At 75.0% G+C, this 18,472-nt stretch carries 10 protein-coding genes; 6 read left to right on the top strand and 4 right to left on the bottom strand.

Going from position 1 to position 18,472, the window contains the following annotated elements; genetic code table 11:
• Positions 1-492: 492 nt before the first annotated feature.
• Together OH807_RS05680 and OH807_RS05675 are read right to left on the bottom strand one after the other, a co-directional pair.
• Complete coding sequence (locus OH807_RS05680) at positions 493-1,464, bottom strand: M56 family metallopeptidase (RefSeq protein ID WP_406194664.1); 972 nt, start codon at positions 1,462-1,464, stop codon at positions 493-495.
• Positions 1,461-1,841: a BlaI/MecI/CopY family transcriptional regulator gene (locus tag OH807_RS05675; RefSeq protein WP_406194662.1), complete on the bottom strand. Its 381-nt coding sequence runs from the start codon at positions 1,839-1,841 to the stop codon at positions 1,461-1,463. Before OH807_RS05675 ends, OH807_RS05680 begins: the two co-directional genes overlap by 4 nt.
• A 393-nt stretch (positions 1,842-2,234) precedes the next feature.
• Here OH807_RS05675 and OH807_RS05670 point away from each other — a divergent pair, with 393 nt between their 5' ends.
• From OH807_RS05670 to OH807_RS05655, 4 genes are all read left to right on the top strand, one after another.
• Positions 2,235-3,059, top strand: a complete 825-nt coding sequence (locus tag OH807_RS05670; RefSeq protein ID WP_406194659.1) for an FAD binding domain-containing protein — start codon at positions 2,235-2,237, stop codon at positions 3,057-3,059.
• On the top strand, positions 3,056-5,797 hold the full coding sequence (locus OH807_RS05665; RefSeq protein WP_406194656.1) for a molybdopterin-dependent oxidoreductase: 2,742 nt from the start codon (positions 3,056-3,058) through the stop codon (positions 5,795-5,797). The genes OH807_RS05670 and OH807_RS05665 overlap by 4 nt, the downstream gene beginning before the upstream one ends.
• 189 nt (positions 5,798-5,986) lie before the next feature.
• Positions 5,987-10,231 carry a molybdopterin-dependent oxidoreductase gene (locus OH807_RS05660; protein ID WP_406194654.1) on the top strand — a complete coding sequence of 1,415 codons (4,245 nt, stop codon included), beginning with the start codon at positions 5,987-5,989 and terminating at the stop codon, positions 10,229-10,231.
• A 378-nt stretch (positions 10,232-10,609) separates the two neighbouring features.
• Positions 10,610-13,030: an ATP-binding cassette domain-containing protein gene (locus OH807_RS05655; RefSeq protein ID WP_406194652.1), complete on the top strand. Its 2,421-nt coding sequence runs from the start codon at positions 10,610-10,612 to the stop codon at positions 13,028-13,030.
• Positions 13,031-13,069: 39 nt separating this feature from the next.
• Here OH807_RS05655 and OH807_RS05650 read toward each other — a convergent pair whose 3' ends face one another.
• Both OH807_RS05650 and OH807_RS05645 read right to left on the bottom strand, forming a co-directional pair.
• Entirely contained in the window at positions 13,070-15,142 is a 2,073-nt protein-coding gene (locus OH807_RS05650; protein WP_406194650.1) for a SpoIIE family protein phosphatase, read from the bottom strand.
• 195 nt (positions 15,143-15,337) lie between these two features.
• Positions 15,338-15,523, bottom strand: a complete 186-nt coding sequence (locus OH807_RS05645; protein WP_406194647.1) for an EamA family transporter — start codon at positions 15,521-15,523, stop codon at positions 15,338-15,340.
• A gap of 923 nt (positions 15,524-16,446) precedes the next feature.
• Between OH807_RS05645 and OH807_RS05640 the strand changes: the two genes are divergently transcribed.
• Complete coding sequence (locus OH807_RS05640) at positions 16,447-17,820, top strand: diacylglycerol/lipid kinase family protein (RefSeq protein WP_406194645.1); 1,374 nt, start codon at positions 16,447-16,449, stop codon at positions 17,818-17,820.
• Positions 17,817-18,446 (top strand): phosphatase PAP2 family protein, encoded by a 630-nt coding sequence (locus OH807_RS05635; protein ID WP_406194643.1) that lies wholly within the window; start codon positions 17,817-17,819, stop codon positions 18,444-18,446. Before OH807_RS05640 ends, OH807_RS05635 begins: the two co-directional genes overlap by 4 nt.
• Positions 18,447-18,472 lie beyond the last annotated feature (26 nt).

The raw sequence follows: 18,472 nt of genomic DNA, 5'->3' as shown, positions 1-18,472 counted from the left end.
ATCTGTAGATATCGAGGCTGCGGGCTTCCAGAATCCCCGCCGGAGTCGCTCCGGCGGGGATTTTGGGCAGCTTGACGGCAGTAGTTGACGGCAACGTCAGCTTCCGTGCATCCGGGTCGTTCCTTCCAGGTGGAATTCCTGCCCCCTGGATGTTTGTGAAGAATGAGCTCTTCGGGCATTATGATGATGTGCGAGATATTGATGGATGGGGTCATTATGAGACATATTCTGCAGTGAGCATGGAAAGCGGTGGGAGATACTTCTTCAGGTTTGCCTGGGGCTTGTTGCAGGAGATCGAGGAGATGTAGGGCCGTGGAGTTGGCGGGTCACTGACTGTTGTCATGCCCGCCGAAGTAGTGCTGGGCGGCAACTTGCCGCCCAGTTGCGTATGCGGGCCAGATGGGGCCACATTTCACACACATTGCCCTTCAGTGACGACAGCGGCCCCACCGCTCGTGCGGTGCGGCCGGAGCCGGCGTACCTGTCGGGCTTCTACCGGTGCAGGCCCGGGAGGTGGGACGCGGCCTCTTGGGCCTGCTCGATGTACTCGTGCAGGCCGTAGGCGGAGCCGAGGCTCAGGGTGAGCGAGAGGGCGACCACGGCGAGCAGGGCGAGCGCGGTGATCCGCAGGGCCCGGCCGCGCGGCGGCGCGGGCGGGGGTGCGAGCAGGGCGCCGACCCGGCGCGGGACGGGGCCGGTGCCGATCGCCGGGAGCAGGCTGGGGCGCCGTTCCGCGGAGGCGGCGGCCAGCGCCGCCCGGGCGACGGCCGCCGCGGTCAGCTTCCGGTCGCCCACTGCGGCGGCGGCCTCCTCGTCGGCCCAGCGCTCCAGCTGGAACGAGGTCGCGGACGCGAGGCCGCGGACGGCGGGGTGCGCGGCCGAGGCGAGCTGGACGGTCCGCGCGAGCAGGTGGTGGCGCCCGGCGAGGTGGGCCCGCTCGTGGGCGAGCAGGACGTCGCGTCCGGGGGTGTCGAGGGTGCGCAGCATCGCCGAGGTGACCACGATCCGGCCTGGCCGGCCGTCGTGGCCGGGGAGGGCGAAGGCGTCCGCGGACTCCCCGGGGACGACCAGGAGGTCGCCGTCGCCGTCGGGCTGCCCGCCCACCGTCCGCCAGGTCCGGGTGAGCAGCTGCCGCTGCCGCCGCCAGAGCCGCGTCATCAGGCCCGCGACCACCAGCAGGGCGGCCGCACCGGCCAGGGCGGCCGGGACGGCGGCAGGCGTGGCGTCGGCCCAGGAGCGGGCCGGGCCGGCCTCCTCCGCGAGCAGCTGGAGGTGCAGCACCCCGCCGGCGACCAGGCCGCCCAGCGCCCACACGGTGCTGCCGGCCACCGCCACGGCCGAGCCGACCAGGGTGAGGGCGGCGGCCTTCGGCGGGAGGAGGCCGGCCAGGCGCCGGGCCGCGGGGACGGCCGCCCAGGGCCAGGCCAGGGCCAGCACCAGCAGCGCCACCACGAGGAGGCTCACTCGCCGCTCTCCTCGGCGGTGCGCAGCAGCCGGCGCAGTACGTCCTCGTCGTCCGGGGAGAGGGCGGAGACGAAGCGTTCCAGGACGAGGTCGCGGTGCGGGTCGCTGTGGAGTTCGCGGTGCATGCGGCTGGCGGTCAGGCCGGGTGCGTCGTGGACGGGGGAGTAGACGAACCCGCGGCCGTCGCGCTCGCGGGTGAGCGTCCCCTTCTCGTGCAGGCGGGTGAGGATGGTGGTCACGGTGGTCCTGGCCAGTCGCTCGCCGAGGGCCTCCCGGACCTGGGCGGGGGTCAGTGGCCCGGGCGCGGCCCAGAGCGCGGCGAGCACGTCGGCCACGAGTTCGCCGTGCGGCCGCTTGGAGTCTCTCCCGTCCGACATGTACGTCGCTCCTGTTCGTGGTGGTGGGCCGTGGCCCGGCACCGGGCGTTCGCCCACGCGGGACGGTCGTGCCACGGGGGCGGCGGTGACGGTGCGGCCGGATCGGCCGGATTTCCCGAAGATATGACTCGGCCAACTGTACGGGCCGCCCGTTCGGGAGCGTGATCGCCTCCCCCCGGTCTCCCCCCGGTCCGCCGACGCGCTTCCGGTCGCTCCTGGCATTCGCGAGGCTACCGACCGTAACAGGCTCGCACCTGCGAGGGTGGCCTCCTGGTCTCCTCCTGGTCGATCCTCCAGTCACGATCCGGGGCCGTGGTGCTGGCACCCACTCGTTCCCGCCCCTGACCATTGCTTCAATCGCCGTATCGATCAGTCGAGGACGGTGGACGCAGGGTGGACCTGAACACGGTGGTGGAGATGCGCGACGCGCGGCGTCGCGACACATGGCGGCCCGGGGACGCCTGGCTCGGCGGCGGCACGTACCTGTTCTCCGAGCCGCAGCCGCAGATCCGCCGGCTCATCGACCTGAGCCGGATGGGCTGGGAGCCCCTCCGGCTCACCTCCGCTGGCGATCTGGAGATCGCCGCGACCTGCACGATCGCCCAACTCTCCCGCTTCGCCGCGGGCGCGGACTGGCCGGCGGCGCCGCTGTTCGAGCAGTGCTGCCGGGCGTTCCTGGCCTCCTGGAAGATCTGGAACATGGCCACCGTCGGCGGCAACCTCTGCAACGGCCTGCCTGCCGGGCCGATGATCTCGCTGACCGCCGCCCTGGACGGCGTCTGCCGGCTGCTCGCCCCCTCGGGCGCCGTCCGCGAGGTGCCGGTGAAGGACTTCGTCACCGGCGCCGGCGTGAAGGACCTGCGGCCCGGCGAGCTGCTCCGCTCGATCACCGTGCCGGCCCGCGCCCTGGCGGGCCGGACGGCCTTCCGGCAGGCCTCCCTCTACGGGCTCGGCCGGTCCGGCGCCCTGCTGATCGGCACCGTCGACCCGGTCGACGGCGAGCTGACCCTGACCGTCACGGCGTCCACCGTCCGGCCGGTCCGGTTCCGCTTCGCCGTCCCGCCGAACGCGGAGGCGGTCCGGGAGGCCGTCGACGGCGGGATCCGGCCCGAGGAGTACTTCGACGACATCCACGGACTCCCGGCCTGGCGGCGGCACATGACCTTCCGCTACGCCGAGGAGATCCGCCACGAACTGGTCGAGGAGGCCGGGCGATGAGTTTCTCGATCCGCGTCAACGGGCAGGACTTCGACGCCGAGCCCCGGGCGGGCCAGTGCCTGCGCACCTACTTGCGCGAACGCGGCTGGTTCGGGGTGAAGAAGGGCTGCGACGCCGGGGACTGCGGCGCCTGCACCGTGCAGGTCGACGGCGCCCCCGTGCACAGCTGCCTCTACCCGGCGCTGCGCGCCGAGGGCCGCTCCGTGACCACCGTGGAGGGCCTCGCCAAGGACGGCGAACTCCACCCGATGCAGCAGAAGTTCCTCGACGCGCAGGGCTTCCAGTGCGGCTTCTGCACCGCCGGCATGCTGATGACCACCTCCGCCCTCGACGAGGAGAAGCTCGCCGACCTGCCCCGGGCCCTGAAGGGCAACCTCTGCCGCTGCACCGGCTACCGGGCGATCGAGGACTCCGTCCGGGGCGTCAAGCACACCGAGTCGCCGTGCGCCGGGCAGGCGGTCGGCCGCAGCCTGGGAGCCCCCGCCGGGCCGCAGGTGGTCACCGGCACCGCCCGGTACACCTTCGACCTCGACGTCGAGGGCCTGCTGCACATCAAGCTGCTGCGCTCGCCGCACCCGCACGCCCGGATCGTCTCGATCGACACCACGGCGGCCCTGCGGGTGCCCGGGGTGGTCGCGGTGTTCACCCACCACGACGCGCCCGAGCGGCTGTACTCCTCCGCCCGGCACGAGCACCCCACCGAGGACCCGGACGACACCCGCGTCCTGGACGACGTGGTCCGTTTCGTCGGGCAGCGGGTCGCCGCCGTGGTCGCGGAGAGCGAGGGCGCCGCGGAGGAGGGCTGCCGCAGGATCGTCGTCGCGTACGAGGAGCTCCCCTTCGTCATCGATCCGGAGGAGGCGATGGCGCCGGGGGCGCCGGTGATCCACCCGAAGGGCCCGGAGTCCCGGATCGCCCGGCCGGAGAACAACGTCTGCGGCGAGGCCCACGGCGAGACGGGCGACGTCGCGCAGGGCTTCGCCGAGGCGGACGTCGTGTACGAGGAGACCTTCCGCACCCAGCGGGTGCAGCACGCCAGCCTCGAGACCCACGGCTGTGTCGTCTGGTTCGAGGAGGCCGAGGAGACGGGCGAGGAGCGGATCGTGGTCCGGTCCTCCACCCAGGTGCCGTTCCTCACCCGGCGCGCGCTGTGCGACCTGTACGACCTGCCGATGGAGAAGGTCCGGGTGGTCGCCGGCCGGGTCGGCGGCGGCTTCGGCGGCAAGCAGGAGATGCTCACCGAGGACATCGCCGTCCTCGCGGCGATGCGGCTGCGCCGGCCGGTGAAGCTGGAGTTCACCCGCGCCGAGCAGTTCTACGGCGCCACCACCCGCCACCCGTTCACCATCACCGTCAAGCTCGGCGCCAGGGCGGACGGCACCCTGACGGCGATCCGGTTCCGGGTGGTCTCCGACACCGGGGCGTACGGGAACCACGGGCCGGCGGTGATGTTCCACAGCGTGGGCGAGTCGATGGGCGTCTACCGGGCGCCGCACAAGAAGGTCGAGGCGTACTCCGTCTACACCAACGCGGTGCCCGCCGGGGCCTTCCGCGGCTACGGCCTCGGCCAGGTCACCTTCGCCGTGGAGTCGGCGATGGACGAACTCGCCCGGCGCCTCGGGATCGACCCGCTCGTCCTGCGCGAGCGCAACATCATCGGCCCCGGCGAGCACATGGAGGGCCCGCTCGGCGAGGAGGAGGACCTCCACATCGCCAGCTACGGCCTCGACCAGTGCCTCGGTGTCGTCCGGGCCGCCCTCGCCGACGACACCAGTGCCGAACTCGCCCCCGCCGGCTGGCTGGTCGGCCAGGGCTTCGCCATGGCGGCCATCGCCTGCGGCCCGCCCGGCGGCCACATCGCCGACGCCACGGTGAAGCTGCTGGAGGACGGCAGCTACGACATCGCCGTGGGCACGGCCGAGTTCGGCAACGGCACCACCACCGTGCACAAGCAGATCACCGCCGGTGCGCTGGGCACCACCGTCGACCGGATCGGCATCCGGCAGTCCGACACCGACGTCGTCAAGCACGACACCGGCGCCTTCGGTTCGGCCGGCACCGTCGTCGCGGGCAAGGCGGTGATGAAGGCGGCCAACGCGCTCGCCGAGCAGCTCCTGAGCTTCACCGCGGAGTACGCCCGCACCCCGCGCGCCCTGCTGCGGCTGACTGCCGACGCGGTCGACTGCGACGGCCGCGTGGTGACGCTCAAGGAGATCTTCGAGGCCGCCCGCGGCGCGGGCGTCGAGCTCAGCGCCGACGGCCACTTCGGCGGCTCGCCGCGCTCGATCGCCTTCAACTCCCAGTGGTTCCGCATCGCCGTCGACCCGGACACCGGCGAGATCCGCATCCTTCGCAGCGTCCACGGGGCCGACGCCGGCAAGGTGATGAACCCGCTGCAGTGCCGCGGCCAGGTCGAGGGCGGCGTCGCCCAGGCGCTCGGCGCCACCCTGTTCGAACGGGTGCTGGTCGACGAGCGCGGCGAGGTCACCACCGCGGCGTTCCGCCGCTACCGGCTGCCCGCGTACGCGGACGTGCCGCGCACCGAGGTGCACTTCTCGGACACCTCGGACGCCATCGGCCCGCTCGGCGCCAAGTCGATGTCCGAGAGCCCGTTCAACCCGGTGCCGCCCGCCTTCGCCAACGCCCTGCGCGACGCCACCGGCATCCGCTTCACCGAGGCGCCGTTCCTGCGCGACAAGGTGTGGCAGGCGATCCACGAGCGGCGGGAGACGGCGTGAAGAGGCCCGGCCCCGCCCTCACGGGCACCCGCGGCTGCCCGTGAGGGCGGTGTAACCCCGGAGACGCACGGGGCGTGACGGCCCGGAAATCCGGCCTTCCTAGAGTGGTGCCCGTGGGAGACCTCCCACCGCGCGCCCCGCCGCCGTACGGCGGGCCGTGCGGAGCAGTCCCGAGGGAGGGGAGCCCTGGTGGCACCAGACTCGAAGACCGGCGCCGTCCGGACGGTCTGCTCGTACTGCGGGGTCGGCTGCGGCATCGTCCTCGACGTCGCGGCCGACCCGGCGACCGGCCTGCGGCGCGTGGTGAAGGCCACCGGGGACCGCGACCACCCGGCGAACCGCGGCCGGCTCTGCACCAAGGGCGCCACCAGCGCCGAGCTGATGGCCGCCGGCGGGCGGGCCCGGACGGCCCTGGTGCGGACGGAGCGGGGCGCCGAGCCCGTCGGGACGGACGTCGACGCGGCCGTCACCGCGGTGGCCGGCCGGCTGCGCGCGATCCTGGACGAGCATGGGCCGGACGCCCTGTCGTTCTACGTCTCCGGCCAGATGTCCCTGGAGGCGCAGTACCTGGCGAACAAGCTCGCCAAGGGCTTCGTGCGGACCAACCAGATCGAGTCCAACTCCCGCCTGTGCATGGCCTCCGCGGGCTCCGGCTACAAGCTCTCGCTGGGCGCGGACGGTCCGCCCGGCTCCTACCGGGACTTCGACACCGCGGACACCTTCCTCGTCATCGGCGCCAACATGGCCGACTGCCACCCGATCCTCTTCCTGCGCATGATGGACCGGGTCAAGGCGGGCGCGCGCCTCATCGTCGTCGACCCGCGGCGCAACGCCACCGCCGACCGGGCCGACCTCTTCCTGCAGATCGAGCCGGGCACCGACCTCGCCCTGCTGAACGGCCTGCTGCACCTGCTCGTCGCGAACGGGCACACCGACGAGGCGTTCATCGCCGAGGCCACCGAGGGCTGGGAGGACCTGCCGGCCTTCCTCGCCGACTACGCCCCCGCCGAGGTCGCCGCGATCACCGGGATACCCGAGGCCGACATCCGGCAGGCCGCGCAGTGGATCGGCGAGGCGGGCGAGTGGATGAGCTGCTGGACGATGGGGCTCAACCAGTCCACCCACGGCACCTGGAACACCAACGCGCTGGTCAACCTGCACCTGGCCACCGGCGCGATCTGCCGCCCCGGCTCGGGCCCGTTCTCGCTGACCGGCCAGCCCAACGCGATGGGCGGCCGCGAGATGGGCTACATGGGCCCGGGCCTGCCCGGCCAGCGCTCCGTCCTGGTGGCCGAGGAACGCGCCTTCGTCGAGGAGCTCTGGGGCATCGCGCCCGGTGCGCTCCGGACGGACGTCGGCCGCGGCACGGTGGAGATGTTCGAGCGGATGGCGGCCGGCGAGATCAAGGCCTGCTGGATCATCTGCACCAACCCGGTCGCCTCCGTCGCCAACCGCAGGACCGTCATCGCCGCACTGGAGGCCGCCGACCTGGTCATCACCCAGGACGTCTTCGCCGACACCGAGACCAACGCCTACGCGGACGTGGTGCTGCCCGCCACGCTGTGGGCGGAGTCCGACGGCGTCATGGTCAACTCCGAGCGGAACCTCACCCTCGTCCGGGGCGTCGTCGACCCGCCCGGCCAGGCCCTGCCCGACTGGCAGCTGATCGCCCGGGTCGCCTGCGAGATGGGCTTCGCCGAGGCCTTCACCTACACCTCCTCGGAGGAGGTGTTCGAGGAGCTGAAGCGGGCCTGGAACCCCGCGACCGGCTGGGACCTGCGCGGCGTCGACTACGCCCGGCTGCGCACCACCCCCGTCCAGTGGCCGGCGGCGACGGCCGACGGCCCGGACCGCAACCCGATCCGCTACCTCAACGACGGCGTCAGCCAGACGCTGCTGGAGCGCCCGGACGGCAGCCGGCCCCGGCTGGTCTTCCCCACCGCGAGCGGCCGCGCCCGGTTCTTCGCCCGCCCGCACCTGCCGCCCGCCGAACTGCCCGACGACGACTACCCGTTCGTCCTCAACACCGGGCGCCTCCAGCACCATTGGCACACCATGACCAAGACCGGGAAGGTCGCCGAACTGGCCAGGCTGCACCCCGGCCCGTTCGTCGAGGTCCACCCCGAGGACGCGGCCGGCCTCGGCGTCACCGACGGCGACCGCCTCGACATCGTCTCGCGCCGCGGCCGCGCGGTGCTACCCGTCGTGGTGACCGACCGCGTCCGGCCGGGCAACTGCTTCGCGCCCTTCCACTGGAACGACCTGTTCGGCGAGTACCTCAGCGTCAACGCCGTGACCAACGACGCGATCGACCCGATCTCCTTCCAGCCCGAGTTCAAGGTGTGTGCGGTGACGCTCAGCAGGACGGCGGCCCAGGGCCCCGCAGTACCGCCGGCTCCCACGGCGGCGGCCCTCCCGGCGGCGGCCCTCGCGGCGCAGCAGGCCCTCCCGTCCGGGCAGCCCGCCGCGCCGGCGGGCGGGGCCGTCCCCGCGCTCGCCGCGCTGTTCGGCGTCGCAGGCGTCGCCCCGCCCGCGCTCGCCGAACCGGAGCGGCACTACCTCGCGGGCTACCTCTCCGGCCTCGCCGCCGCCCCGCCCGACGGCCGCGTCCCGACCCTGCCAGCGGACGCCCCCGTCGAACCGGCGCACGCCCGCTGGATATCCGGCGTCCTCGCCGGCATGTTCGCCCGCACCGGCGGGGCGCCCGCCGCGGCCGGCGACACCGCCCCGGCCGACCGCGCCGGCGCCGGCGCGGCGGGCACCGTCCCGACCCGCCGGCTGCTCCTGCTCTGGGCCTCCCAGACCGGCACCGCCGAGGACTTCGCCGTCACCGTGGCGAGCCGCCTCGGCGACGCCGGGCGCACGCCGGAGCTGCTCCCGATGGCCGACGCCGACCTTGCCCAACTCGCCGCCGGGGCGGACGTGCTGGTCGTCACCAGTACGTTCGGCGACGGCGCCGCGCCGGACAACGGCGCCGGCTTCTGGCAGGCGCTCAACGCCGCCGACGCCCCCCGGCTGGAGGAGGTGCGCTACTCCGTCCTGGCCTTCGGGGACTCCAGCTACGCCGACTTCTGCGGCCACGGCCGCCGGCTGGACGAGCGTCTCGCCGAGCTCGGCGCCACCCGCCTGCACGGCCGGACCGACTGCGAGCCCGACTTCGAGGAGAGTGCCGAGGCCTGGCTCACCGCCGTCCTCGGCGCGCTCGCCGCCGCCCCCCGGCCGGACCGCGTCCCGGCGGTGGCCGGCGGCGCCCGTGACGCGGCCTCCACCGCCGCCGTCCCCGCCGCCGCCCGCAGCGGCGAGCGCCCGGCCGTCTGGACGAAGGCCGCACCGTTCGCCACCCTGCTCGTCGGCAACCGCCTGCTGAGCCTGCCGGGCTCGCAGAAGGAGGTGCGCCGGTTCGCCCTCGACACCCGGGGCGGCGAACTCGCCTACGAGGCCGGCGACGCGCTCGGCGTCTGGCCGGCCAACAGCGCCGGCCTCGTCACCGAGTGGCTCGCGCTGACCGGCCTCGACCCGGAGGAGCCCGTCACCGTCGGCGACGGCGGCCCCGTCCCGCTGGCGGAGGCCCTGCGGACCCGCCTCGACATCGCCCGGATCACCCCGGACCTGCTGAGATTCGTCGCCGAGCGGACGGGCCACCACGACCTCCGGCGGCTGCTCCGCCCCGGCCACAAGGACGAGCTCGCCAAGTGGAGCTGGGGCCTGCAGGCCGCAGACCTGATCGAGGCCTTCCCCGTCCGCGCCCCCGCCGCCGACTGGACGGCCGTCCTCAAGCGCCTCCAGCCGCGGCTGTACTCGATCTCCTCCAGCCCGCTGGCCCACCCGGACGAAGTCCGCCTCACCGTCTCCGTCGTCCGCTACACCAACGACCGCGGCCGCAACCGCCGGGGCGTCTGCTCCAGCTACCTCGCCGACTGCGCGGACGACGGCCCCGTCCAGGTCTTCGTGCAGCGCTCCCCGGCCTTCCGCCCGCCCGCGAACCCCGCCACCCCCATGATCATGGTCGGCCCGGGGACGGGCGTGGCGCCCTTCATCGGCTTCCTGGAGGACCGCCGGGCCCGCGGCCACCACGGACCGAACTGGCTGTTCTTCGGCGAACAGCGCGAGGCCACCGACTTCTACTACCGGGAGGAGCTCGAAGCCCACCGGGCCTCCGGCCACCTCGACCGCCTCGACGTCGCCTTCTCCCGCGACCACCGCAACAAGGTCTACGTCCAGGACCGCATGCGCGAGAGCGGCGCCGCCCTCTGGAGCCGGCTCCAGGAGGGTGCCCACTTCTACGTCTGCGGCGACGCCGGCCGGATGGCCACGGACGTCGACCGGACCCTGCGCGAGGTGGTCGCCCTGCACGGCGCCATGACGGCCGAGGACGCGGCCCTGTACGTCAAGCAGCTCTCCGCCGACGGGCGCTACGTCCGCGACGTGTACTGACGCACCGACGCCGCCGGCGGGCCACGCCCCGGCACCCGCTCCGGCTGGTCGGCGGGCGGGCGGGCGGGCGGGCAGGCGGGTCGGCGCCGGAGCGGTCAGGATCGGAGAAGCGCCGCGACGGGCCCCGCACCTAGCCTGGTCCGCATGGACAGCACGCGCCTCGGCAGCCCCCGGACCGCCCTCCCGCACCACCACCCGGAGGCCACGCCCGGCTCCCGCGGCCGGGCCGACCGGCTCGGCTGAGCCGCGCCACGACGGCCGCCCGCCCCTCGCCGGGCGGGCGGCCCGAAGCTGGTTGGATCGGACCAGGCGATGCCGACGGGGAGCACCCCGGCCGACGGAGACCGCGGGCGGACGGGCCCCGGGGATGGAGACACGATGAGCAGGGCCAGCAAGGCGGCCGGGCAGCCGGCCGGGCCGCAGGGCGCCGACAGCCACGACCGGATCCGCGTGCACGGCGCGCGCGTGAACAACCTCAAGGACATCAGCGTCGAGCTCCCGAAGCGCCGGCTGACGGTGTTCACCGGCGTCTCCGGCTCGGGCAAGAGCTCGCTGGTGTTCGGCACCGTCGCCGCCGAGTCGCAGCGGCTGATCAACGAGACGTACAGCGCCTTCGTCCAGGGCTTCATGCCGACCCTCGCCCGGCCCGAGGTGGACGTCCTCGAAGGGCTGACCACCGCGATCATCGTCGACCAGCAGCGGATGGGCAGCGACCCGCGCTCCACCGTCGGCACCGCCACCGACGCCAACGCGATGCTGCGCATCCTCTTCAGCCGGCTGGGCGCCCCGCACATCGGCCCGCCGAGCGCGTACGCCTTCAACGTCCCCTCGGTGCGGGCCAGCGGAGCGATCACCGTCGAGCGCGGCACCAAGAAGACGGTGAAGGCGACCTTCAGCCGCACGGGCGGGATGTGTCCGCGCTGCGAGGGCCGCGGCGCCGTCTCCGACATCGACCTCACCCAGCTCTACGACGACTCCAAGTCGCTGGCCGAGGGCGCCTTCACCATCCCCGGCTGGAAGTCCGACAGCTTCTGGACGGTGCGGGTCTACGCCGAGTCCGGCCTGCTCGACCCGGACAAGCCGATCCGGAAGTACACCAAGAAGGAGATGCACGACTTCCTCTACCGGGAGCCGACCAAGGTGAAGGTCGAGGGCGTCAACCTCACCTACGAAGGGCTGATCCCCAAGATCCAGAAGTCCTTCCTGTCCAAGGACAAGGAGGCGCTCCAGCCGCACATCCGGGCGTTCGTGGAGCGTGCCGTCACCTTCACCACCTGCCCCGAGTGCGACGGCACGCGGCTCGGCGAGGCGGCCCGGTCCTCGCGGATCGGCGGGACCAGCATCGCCGAAGCCTGCGCGATGCAGATCACCGACCTGGCCGACTGGGTCCGCGGGCTCGACGAACCGGCCGTGGCGCCGCTGCTCACCACCCTGGGCGGGACCCTGGACTCGTTCGTGGAGATCGGCCTCGGCTACCTCTCGCTCGACCGGCCCTCGGGCACCCTGTCGGGCGGCGAGGCGCAGCGCGTCAAGATGATCCGCCACCTCGGCTCCGCGCTCACCGACACCACCTACGTCTTCGACGAGCCCACCACGGGCCTGCACCCGCACGACATCCAGCGGATGAACGGCCTGCTGCTGCGCCTGCGGGACAAGGGCAACACGGTGCTCGTCGTGGAGCACAAGCCGGAGACGATCGCGATCGCCGACCACGTCGTCGACCTCGGCCCCGGGGCCGGGGCGGCCGGCGGCACCGTCTGCTTCGAGGGCACCGTCGAGGGCCTGCGGGCCAGCGGCACCGTCACCGGCCGGCACTTCGACGACCGGGCGGCCCTCAAGGCGTCGGTGCGCACGCCGACCGGCGCGCTGGAGATCCGCGGCGCCTCGACGCACAACCTGCGCGGCGTGGACGTCGACGTCCCGCTCGGGGTGCTCACCGTGATCACCGGCGTCGCCGGCTCCGGCAAGAGCTCGCTCGTGCACGGCTCGCTGGTCAACGGCTCGCCGGCCGACGGCGGGGGTGCGGCCGGGGAGGGTGTGGTCTCGGTCGACCAGGGCGCGATCCGCGGCTCGCGGCGGAGCAACCCCGCGACGTACAGCGGCCTGCTCGACCCGATCCGCAAGGCGTTCGCCAAGGCGAACGGCGTGAAGCCGGCCCTGTTCAGCGCCAACTCCGAAGGCGCCTGCCCGACGTGCAACGGCGTCGGGGTGGTCTACACCGACCTGGCGATGATGGCCGGGGTCGCCGCCGTCTGCGAGGAGTGCGAGGGCCGGCGGTTCGAGGCGTCGGTGCTCGACCACCACCTCGGCGGCCGCGACATCAGCCAGGTGCTCGCGATGTCGGTGACCGAGGCCGAGGAGTTCTTCGGCGCGGGCGAGGCGCGCACGCCGGCCGCGCACGCCGTCCTGCGGCGGCTCGCCGACGTCGGGCTCGGCTACCTCAGCCTCGGCCAGCCGCTCACCACGCTGTCCGGCGGCGAGCGGCAGCGGCTCAAGCTGGCCGCCCACATGGCCGAGAAGGGCGGCGTCTACGTCCTCGACGAGCCGACCACCGGACTGCACCTCGCCGACGTCGAGCAACTGCTCGGCCTGCTCGACCGGCTGGTCGACTCCGGCAAGTCGGTCATCGTCATCGAGCACCACCAGGCGGTGATGGCGCACGCCGACTGGATCATCGACCTCGGCCCCGGTGCCGGCCACGACGGCGGCCGGATCGTCTTCGAGGGCACCCCCGCCGACCTGGTCGCCGCCCGCTCGACCCTCACCGGTGAGCACCTCGCGGCCTACGTCGGGGCCTGAGCCCGGGTGCGGCCCGCGCACCCGGACGCGGGCCGCTCCTCAGCCGGCCCGGTCGTCCGCCGGGTAGGCCTGGGCGGACCAGATCGTCTTGCCGCGCTCCGCGAAGCGGGTGCCCCAGCGCCGGCTGAGCTGCCCGACGAGGAAGAGGCCCCGGCCGCCCTCGTCGGTCTCGTCGGCGATGCGCAGGTGCGGGGTGGTGCTGCTCCCGTCGGAGACCTCGCAGATCAGCTCCCGGTCGCGCAGCAGTCGCAGCGTCAGCGGCGGGCTGCCGTAGCGGATGGCGTTGGTGACCAGCTCGCTGACGACGAGAGTGGTGCTGTCGGTCAGTCCGTCGAGGTGCCAGGCGGCGAGCTGGTGGCCGGCCAGCCTGCGCGCGGTGACCACCACGGAGGGGTCGAGCGGCAGCGTCCAGTGCGCCACCCGGTCCTCGCCCAGGACGCGGGTGCGGGCCAGCAGCAGGCTCGCGTCGTCCGCGGACGGGTCCGGCGGCAGACCGTACGCGGCGTCGTCGCAGAGCTGCGCGAGGTCGTGGTCGGGGGTGCCCAGGATCCGCCGCAGCGCCCGGCGCCCGTCCTCCGACGGCCGGTCGCGCCGGTCCACCAGGCCGCGGCTGTACAGGGCGATCAGGCTGCCCTCCGCCAGCTCGGCCGTCGCGCTGCCGCGGCCGCCGCCCGCGCCGAGCGGCGGCCCGGCGCGCAGGGGCAGTGCGACGTCGCTGCCGTCGGGGGCGAGGACGAGCGGCGGGTGATGGCCGGCGCTCGCCGCGGTGCAGCGGCGGGAGACCGGATCGTAGACCAGGTAGAGGCAGCTGGCGGCCGGCTGCCCGAACTCGCGCCCGGCCGGCCCGGGCGCGGCGTCCGCGGCGAGCCGGGCGGCCGCCTCGTCCAGCCGGGTGAGCAGTTCGTCGGGTGCGAGGTCCTGGGCGGCCAGGGTCTGGACGGCGGTGCGCAGCTGCCCCATGGCGGCCGCGGCCTCGATGCCGCGGCCGGACACCGTGCCGACGGTCAGCGCGATCCGGGCCCCGGAGAGCGGGATGACGTCGAACCAGTCCGCGCCGTGGTCGCCGGGCAGCAGCAGGTGGGCTGTTTCGGCCGCCGAGGTGTCGGGCGGCCCGGCCGGCAGCAGGTGGCGCTGGAGCGCCGTCGCGATGGTCCGCTCGCGTACGTACGCGTGCGCCCGGTCCAGGCTCATCGCCGTCCGGGAGGCGAGCTTCTCGGCGAGCCGCAGGTCGTCCGGTCCGAACGGGTCGCGGCGGCGGTGGCGGTAGAGCACGGCGAGGCCGAGTGCCGTGTTGTGGACGGTCAGCGGGAGGACCAGCAGGGAGTGCACGCCGAGCGCGGAGAGCCGCCGGGCCCGTACGGGGTCGCCGGCGAACCACGGTTCGTCACCCGTCACGTCGGCGATCAGCCGGGGCCGCAGGTCGGCCAGGCTCTGCGAGTACGGGGTGTGCGGCGGGAGTGCGAGCAGCTCACCCGGATCGATCAGCGGCGGGCCGGCGTCGACGTTGCGGCGGGCGGCGCGCCGCAGCACGGCGTCGGGGCCGACCTGGCCGGGTTGCAGCCGGCGGCCCTGGACGGCGTCCTCCAGGACGTCCACGACGATCCCGTCGGCGAAGGCCGGGACGGCGACCTCGACGAGTTCCTGGGCGGTGGCCGTGACGTCGAGGGTGTTCCCGATCACCTGGTGGGCGCGGTCGAGGATGCGCAGCCGGCCCAGGGCGGTCTCCCGGACCGTCACGTCCTCGGCCAGCAGGGCCAGCCCCAGCACCCGGCCGTTGTGGTCGCTCAGCCGGAACAGCGACAGGGACAGTGACACCTCCTGGCCGTTCTCGTCCGGGTAGCGGCCGCGGACGAGCCGGCTCCGGACGGTCTCGCCGCCGGCCAGGACCTGTTCGGCGAGGGCGAGCAGCTCGGGGGTGGCCAGGGCCGGGGCGCACTGGTCCAGGGTGCGGCCGAGCACCTGCTCGGGGCGGAAGCCGTCGGGGCCGCCGGCGGCCCGGTTGTAGCGGACGACCCGGAGCTCCGGGTCGGTGATGAACAGCCCCATCGGTGCCTGGGTGAACAGGGCCTCCAGGAGCGCGGCACCGGCCTCCCCGGCCTCGTCCTCGGGCACGCCCCCACCTCCTCGGCGGATTTCTCTAGACCACGATCGCAGGCCGGGCGGCTTCGGCAACTCGGCCGGGGGCGCCCTCCCGGCGGTGCGGACGCCTCGGTGGGGTGCGCCCGGCCGGTGCGGGCCGGGCTACCCGGGGACCGTCCAGAGCGGGAAGGCGTCGGGGGCGGCGGGCCGCACCCGGGCCGGCGGCCGTCAGGCCGGTTCGGCGGCCGCCGGCCCGCGGGGGCGGACCGGCCGGGCCACCACGACCAGGCCCGCCAGCAGGAGCGCCATCCCGAGCGCCGCCCAGCGGCCGGGGCGCTCGCCCAGCAGCAGCACCCCGAGCAGCGCGGCCAGCACCGGCACGACCCCGCTCCGCACCGCCCCTCCAGCAGCCACCGCGCGCTCTCCCCTCGCCCCGGAACCGGCCGGCTGCGCCGGCTGCGACAGACCCTAGGCGGGCCGTCCGGGCGGGCCAATTGGGGAATTCCCCCGACCCCGGACCGTTGAAGCAGACCCAGTGGCAGGCCCGCCGCGACCGCGAGGCGCTGCTGCAGAACGGCGCCTGCGCGACCGGCCTGCACCGGATCCTCACCGCGCAGGGCCCGCCCGGCCCGGGGCTGGTGACGCACGCCGTCCTCGTCCCCGCCGAGGGTCTGCTCGCCGGCGACTACCTGGGCACCCTCGCCCTCCCGGACGGCTCCACCGCCGCCTTGCTGGGCGACGTCGCGGGCCACGGCGTCGACGCCGGGCTGCTGGCGGCCCAGCTGAAGGTGCGCGGCCTCCGCGAGCATGGCACCGGAGCCGCTGACCACCCCGGCCAGGGCCCTTCGCGAGCGCGATGGCGAGGTTGGCGGCCCCCGCCAGCAGGACGGTGCCGGTGCTCTCCCCGGAGCCGTGCTCCGGGCCGGGCGCGTCGCTCCGGTCGGTGGTGCGGCCCTGGTCGGCCATGCGGTACCCCCGGGCGGATCGGTTCCCCGCCGCCGGTAGCCACTGGGTGCGCCGGTCGCTCGGCGGGGCGTCCGACGGGGTCGCCCGATCGGCGCAGACCGGCCTGCGGGCGGCCCGGGCGTACCCGAGGGTGGGGGGACGGCCGCGGCCGTCCGCCGGAACCCGGGGGCATGGCCGGGCCGCGAGCGGGGAGGCTGGGACCGGGCGGCCCCGAACGGGACCGCCCGGCAGGTCGGAACGGCAGGTCGGAACGGCAGGTCGGAGCAGCTGGTGGAAGCCGGTCGGTGGAAGAGCCGGGGCGTGGACCGGGAGGACCGGGACACGCCCGCGGCGCGGCGAGGAACGGGAGGCGAGCGAGGGGTGAGCGAGGGGTGAGCGGCCCGAGCGATCCGCGCGGCTCCGTCCGGGCCCGCACCCTGGCGCGGCTCGCGCTGCTCGCCGCCGCCGGCGCGATCGTCCTGCTGCTGCTCGTGATCGGCAGAGCCGGGCTGGTCGTGCCCCTGGTCGGACTCCTCGGACTGGCCCTCGCGGCCGCCGGGCTCTGGTGGGCCCTGACCCACCACGGGCTCGGGCGGCTGGCCGGCGCGCTGGTGGCCCTCGGAGCGCCGGCCGCCGTGGTGGCGGTGTACGCCACCGCCGGGGTCTGGCTCCCCGTGCTGGGCGCACTGGCGCTGTGGGCGCTCTCGCTCGGCTGCGCGCGGACCGGCCTGCACCTCGTCCGCCCGCCCCGCCCGATGCGCGCGCACCGCACGCCCCGGCCGCAGCGGCCCTTCCTGATCATGAACCCGCGCTCCGGCGGCGGGAAGGTCGAGCGGTTCGGCCTGGCCGAGCGGGCCCGCCGGCTCGGTGCCGAGGTGGCCCTGCTGGACGGGCCGGACAAGGTCGACGTCACCGCACTCGCCCGCCGTGCCGTGGCCGACGGCGCGGACCTGCTCGGCGTCGCCGGCGGCGACGGCACCCAGGCCCTGGTCGCCGCCGTCGCCGCCGAGCACGACGTGCCGTTCCTGGTCGTCTCGGCCGGCACGCGGAACCACTTCGCCATGGACCTCGGGCTGGACCGCACCGACCCGTCCCGCTGCCTGGACGCGCTGACGGACGGCGAGGAACTGCGCGTGGACCTCGGCACCGTCGCCGGGCTCCCCTTCGTCAACACCGTCTCCTTCGGGGCCTACGCGGAGATCGTGCAGAGCCCCGCCTACCGGGACGCCAAGGTCGGCACCGCGCTGGAGGCGCTGCCCGCCCTGCTGCTCGGCGGCCCCGACCGGCGGCTGCAGGCCAGCGCCGACGACGTCCGGCTCGACGGGCAGCAGGCCCTGCTGGTCAGCAACAACGCCTACACCGGCGCCGACCCGCTGGCCGCCGGCCGGCGGGCCCGTCTGGACGGCGGCGTGCTCGGCGTGTTCGGCATCCGGGTGGAGGGGCCCGCGCAGGCCGCCGAGATCGCCCTGCGCGGCGCCCGGGCCTCCGGCCTGCGGACGCTGACGGCCCGCGAGGTCGTCGTCACCAGCCCCGCCGCCGGCCCCGAGGGCCTGGCCGTCGCCGTCGACGGCGAGGCGCTGCGCCTGGTGCCGCCCGTCCGCTGCGTCGTCCGGCCGCTGGCGCTGCGCGTCCGGGTGCCGGTGCACCGGCCGGGGGCACCGGTCACCGATCTGCCGCTGGACTGGCGCCGGCTCGTCGCGCTCGCGCTCGCCCGCCCCCAGCCCCCGGACCGACTGCCCCCGGACCGCGACACCCCACCCCGATGAGGAACTCCGTGCCCCAGAAGGACCACGCCCCGACCGTCCCGCTGCTGCGCGACCTGGAGACGATCGACCAGGTCGTCTACGCGGCCGTCGCCACCGTCGACACCCCGGTCCTCGACACCGGGCTGCGCCGGCTCTCCCGGGCCGCCGACCACTCGAAGATCTCGCTCACCGTCGCCGCCCTGCTCGCGCTGCGGCCCGGCCGGACCCGCCGGGCGGCGCTCGGAGGCGTCGCCGCGATCGGCCTCGCCTCCGCGACGGCCAACCTGCTGGGCAAGCGGCTCGCCCGCCGCCCGCGGCCGAACCGGGCGGCCGCCGAGGTCGTGGTGGGCCGTCACGTGCCCATGCCGGCCTCCCCGTCGTTCCCGTCCGGCCACACCGCCTCCGCCGTCGCCTTCGCGGTGGCGGCCGGCGCCGTCCTGCCGGAGGCCGCCCTGCCGCTCGGCGTGCTCGCCTCCGCGGTCGGCTACTCCCGGGTGCACACCGGCGTGCACTACCCCGGCGACGTGCTGGCCGGCGCCGTCCTCGGCGCCACCTGCGCCGCGGCCGTCACCTGGGCCGGCGCCCGGTTCTGCGGGACGGCCACCCCGGCGGCCCGGCCCGGCGGGAGGTCCGTCGGGCCGGCGTGAGCCGCACGGCCCGGGCGCGCCCGGCC

This window comes from Kitasatospora sp. NBC_01560 (assembly GCF_045208415.1).
In the GTDB taxonomy this organism is placed as follows: domain Bacteria; phylum Actinomycetota; class Actinomycetes; order Streptomycetales; family Streptomycetaceae; genus Kitasatospora.
Note: the sequence above shows the minus strand (reverse complement) of the source record. Positions and strands in the feature narration are given on the sequence as shown.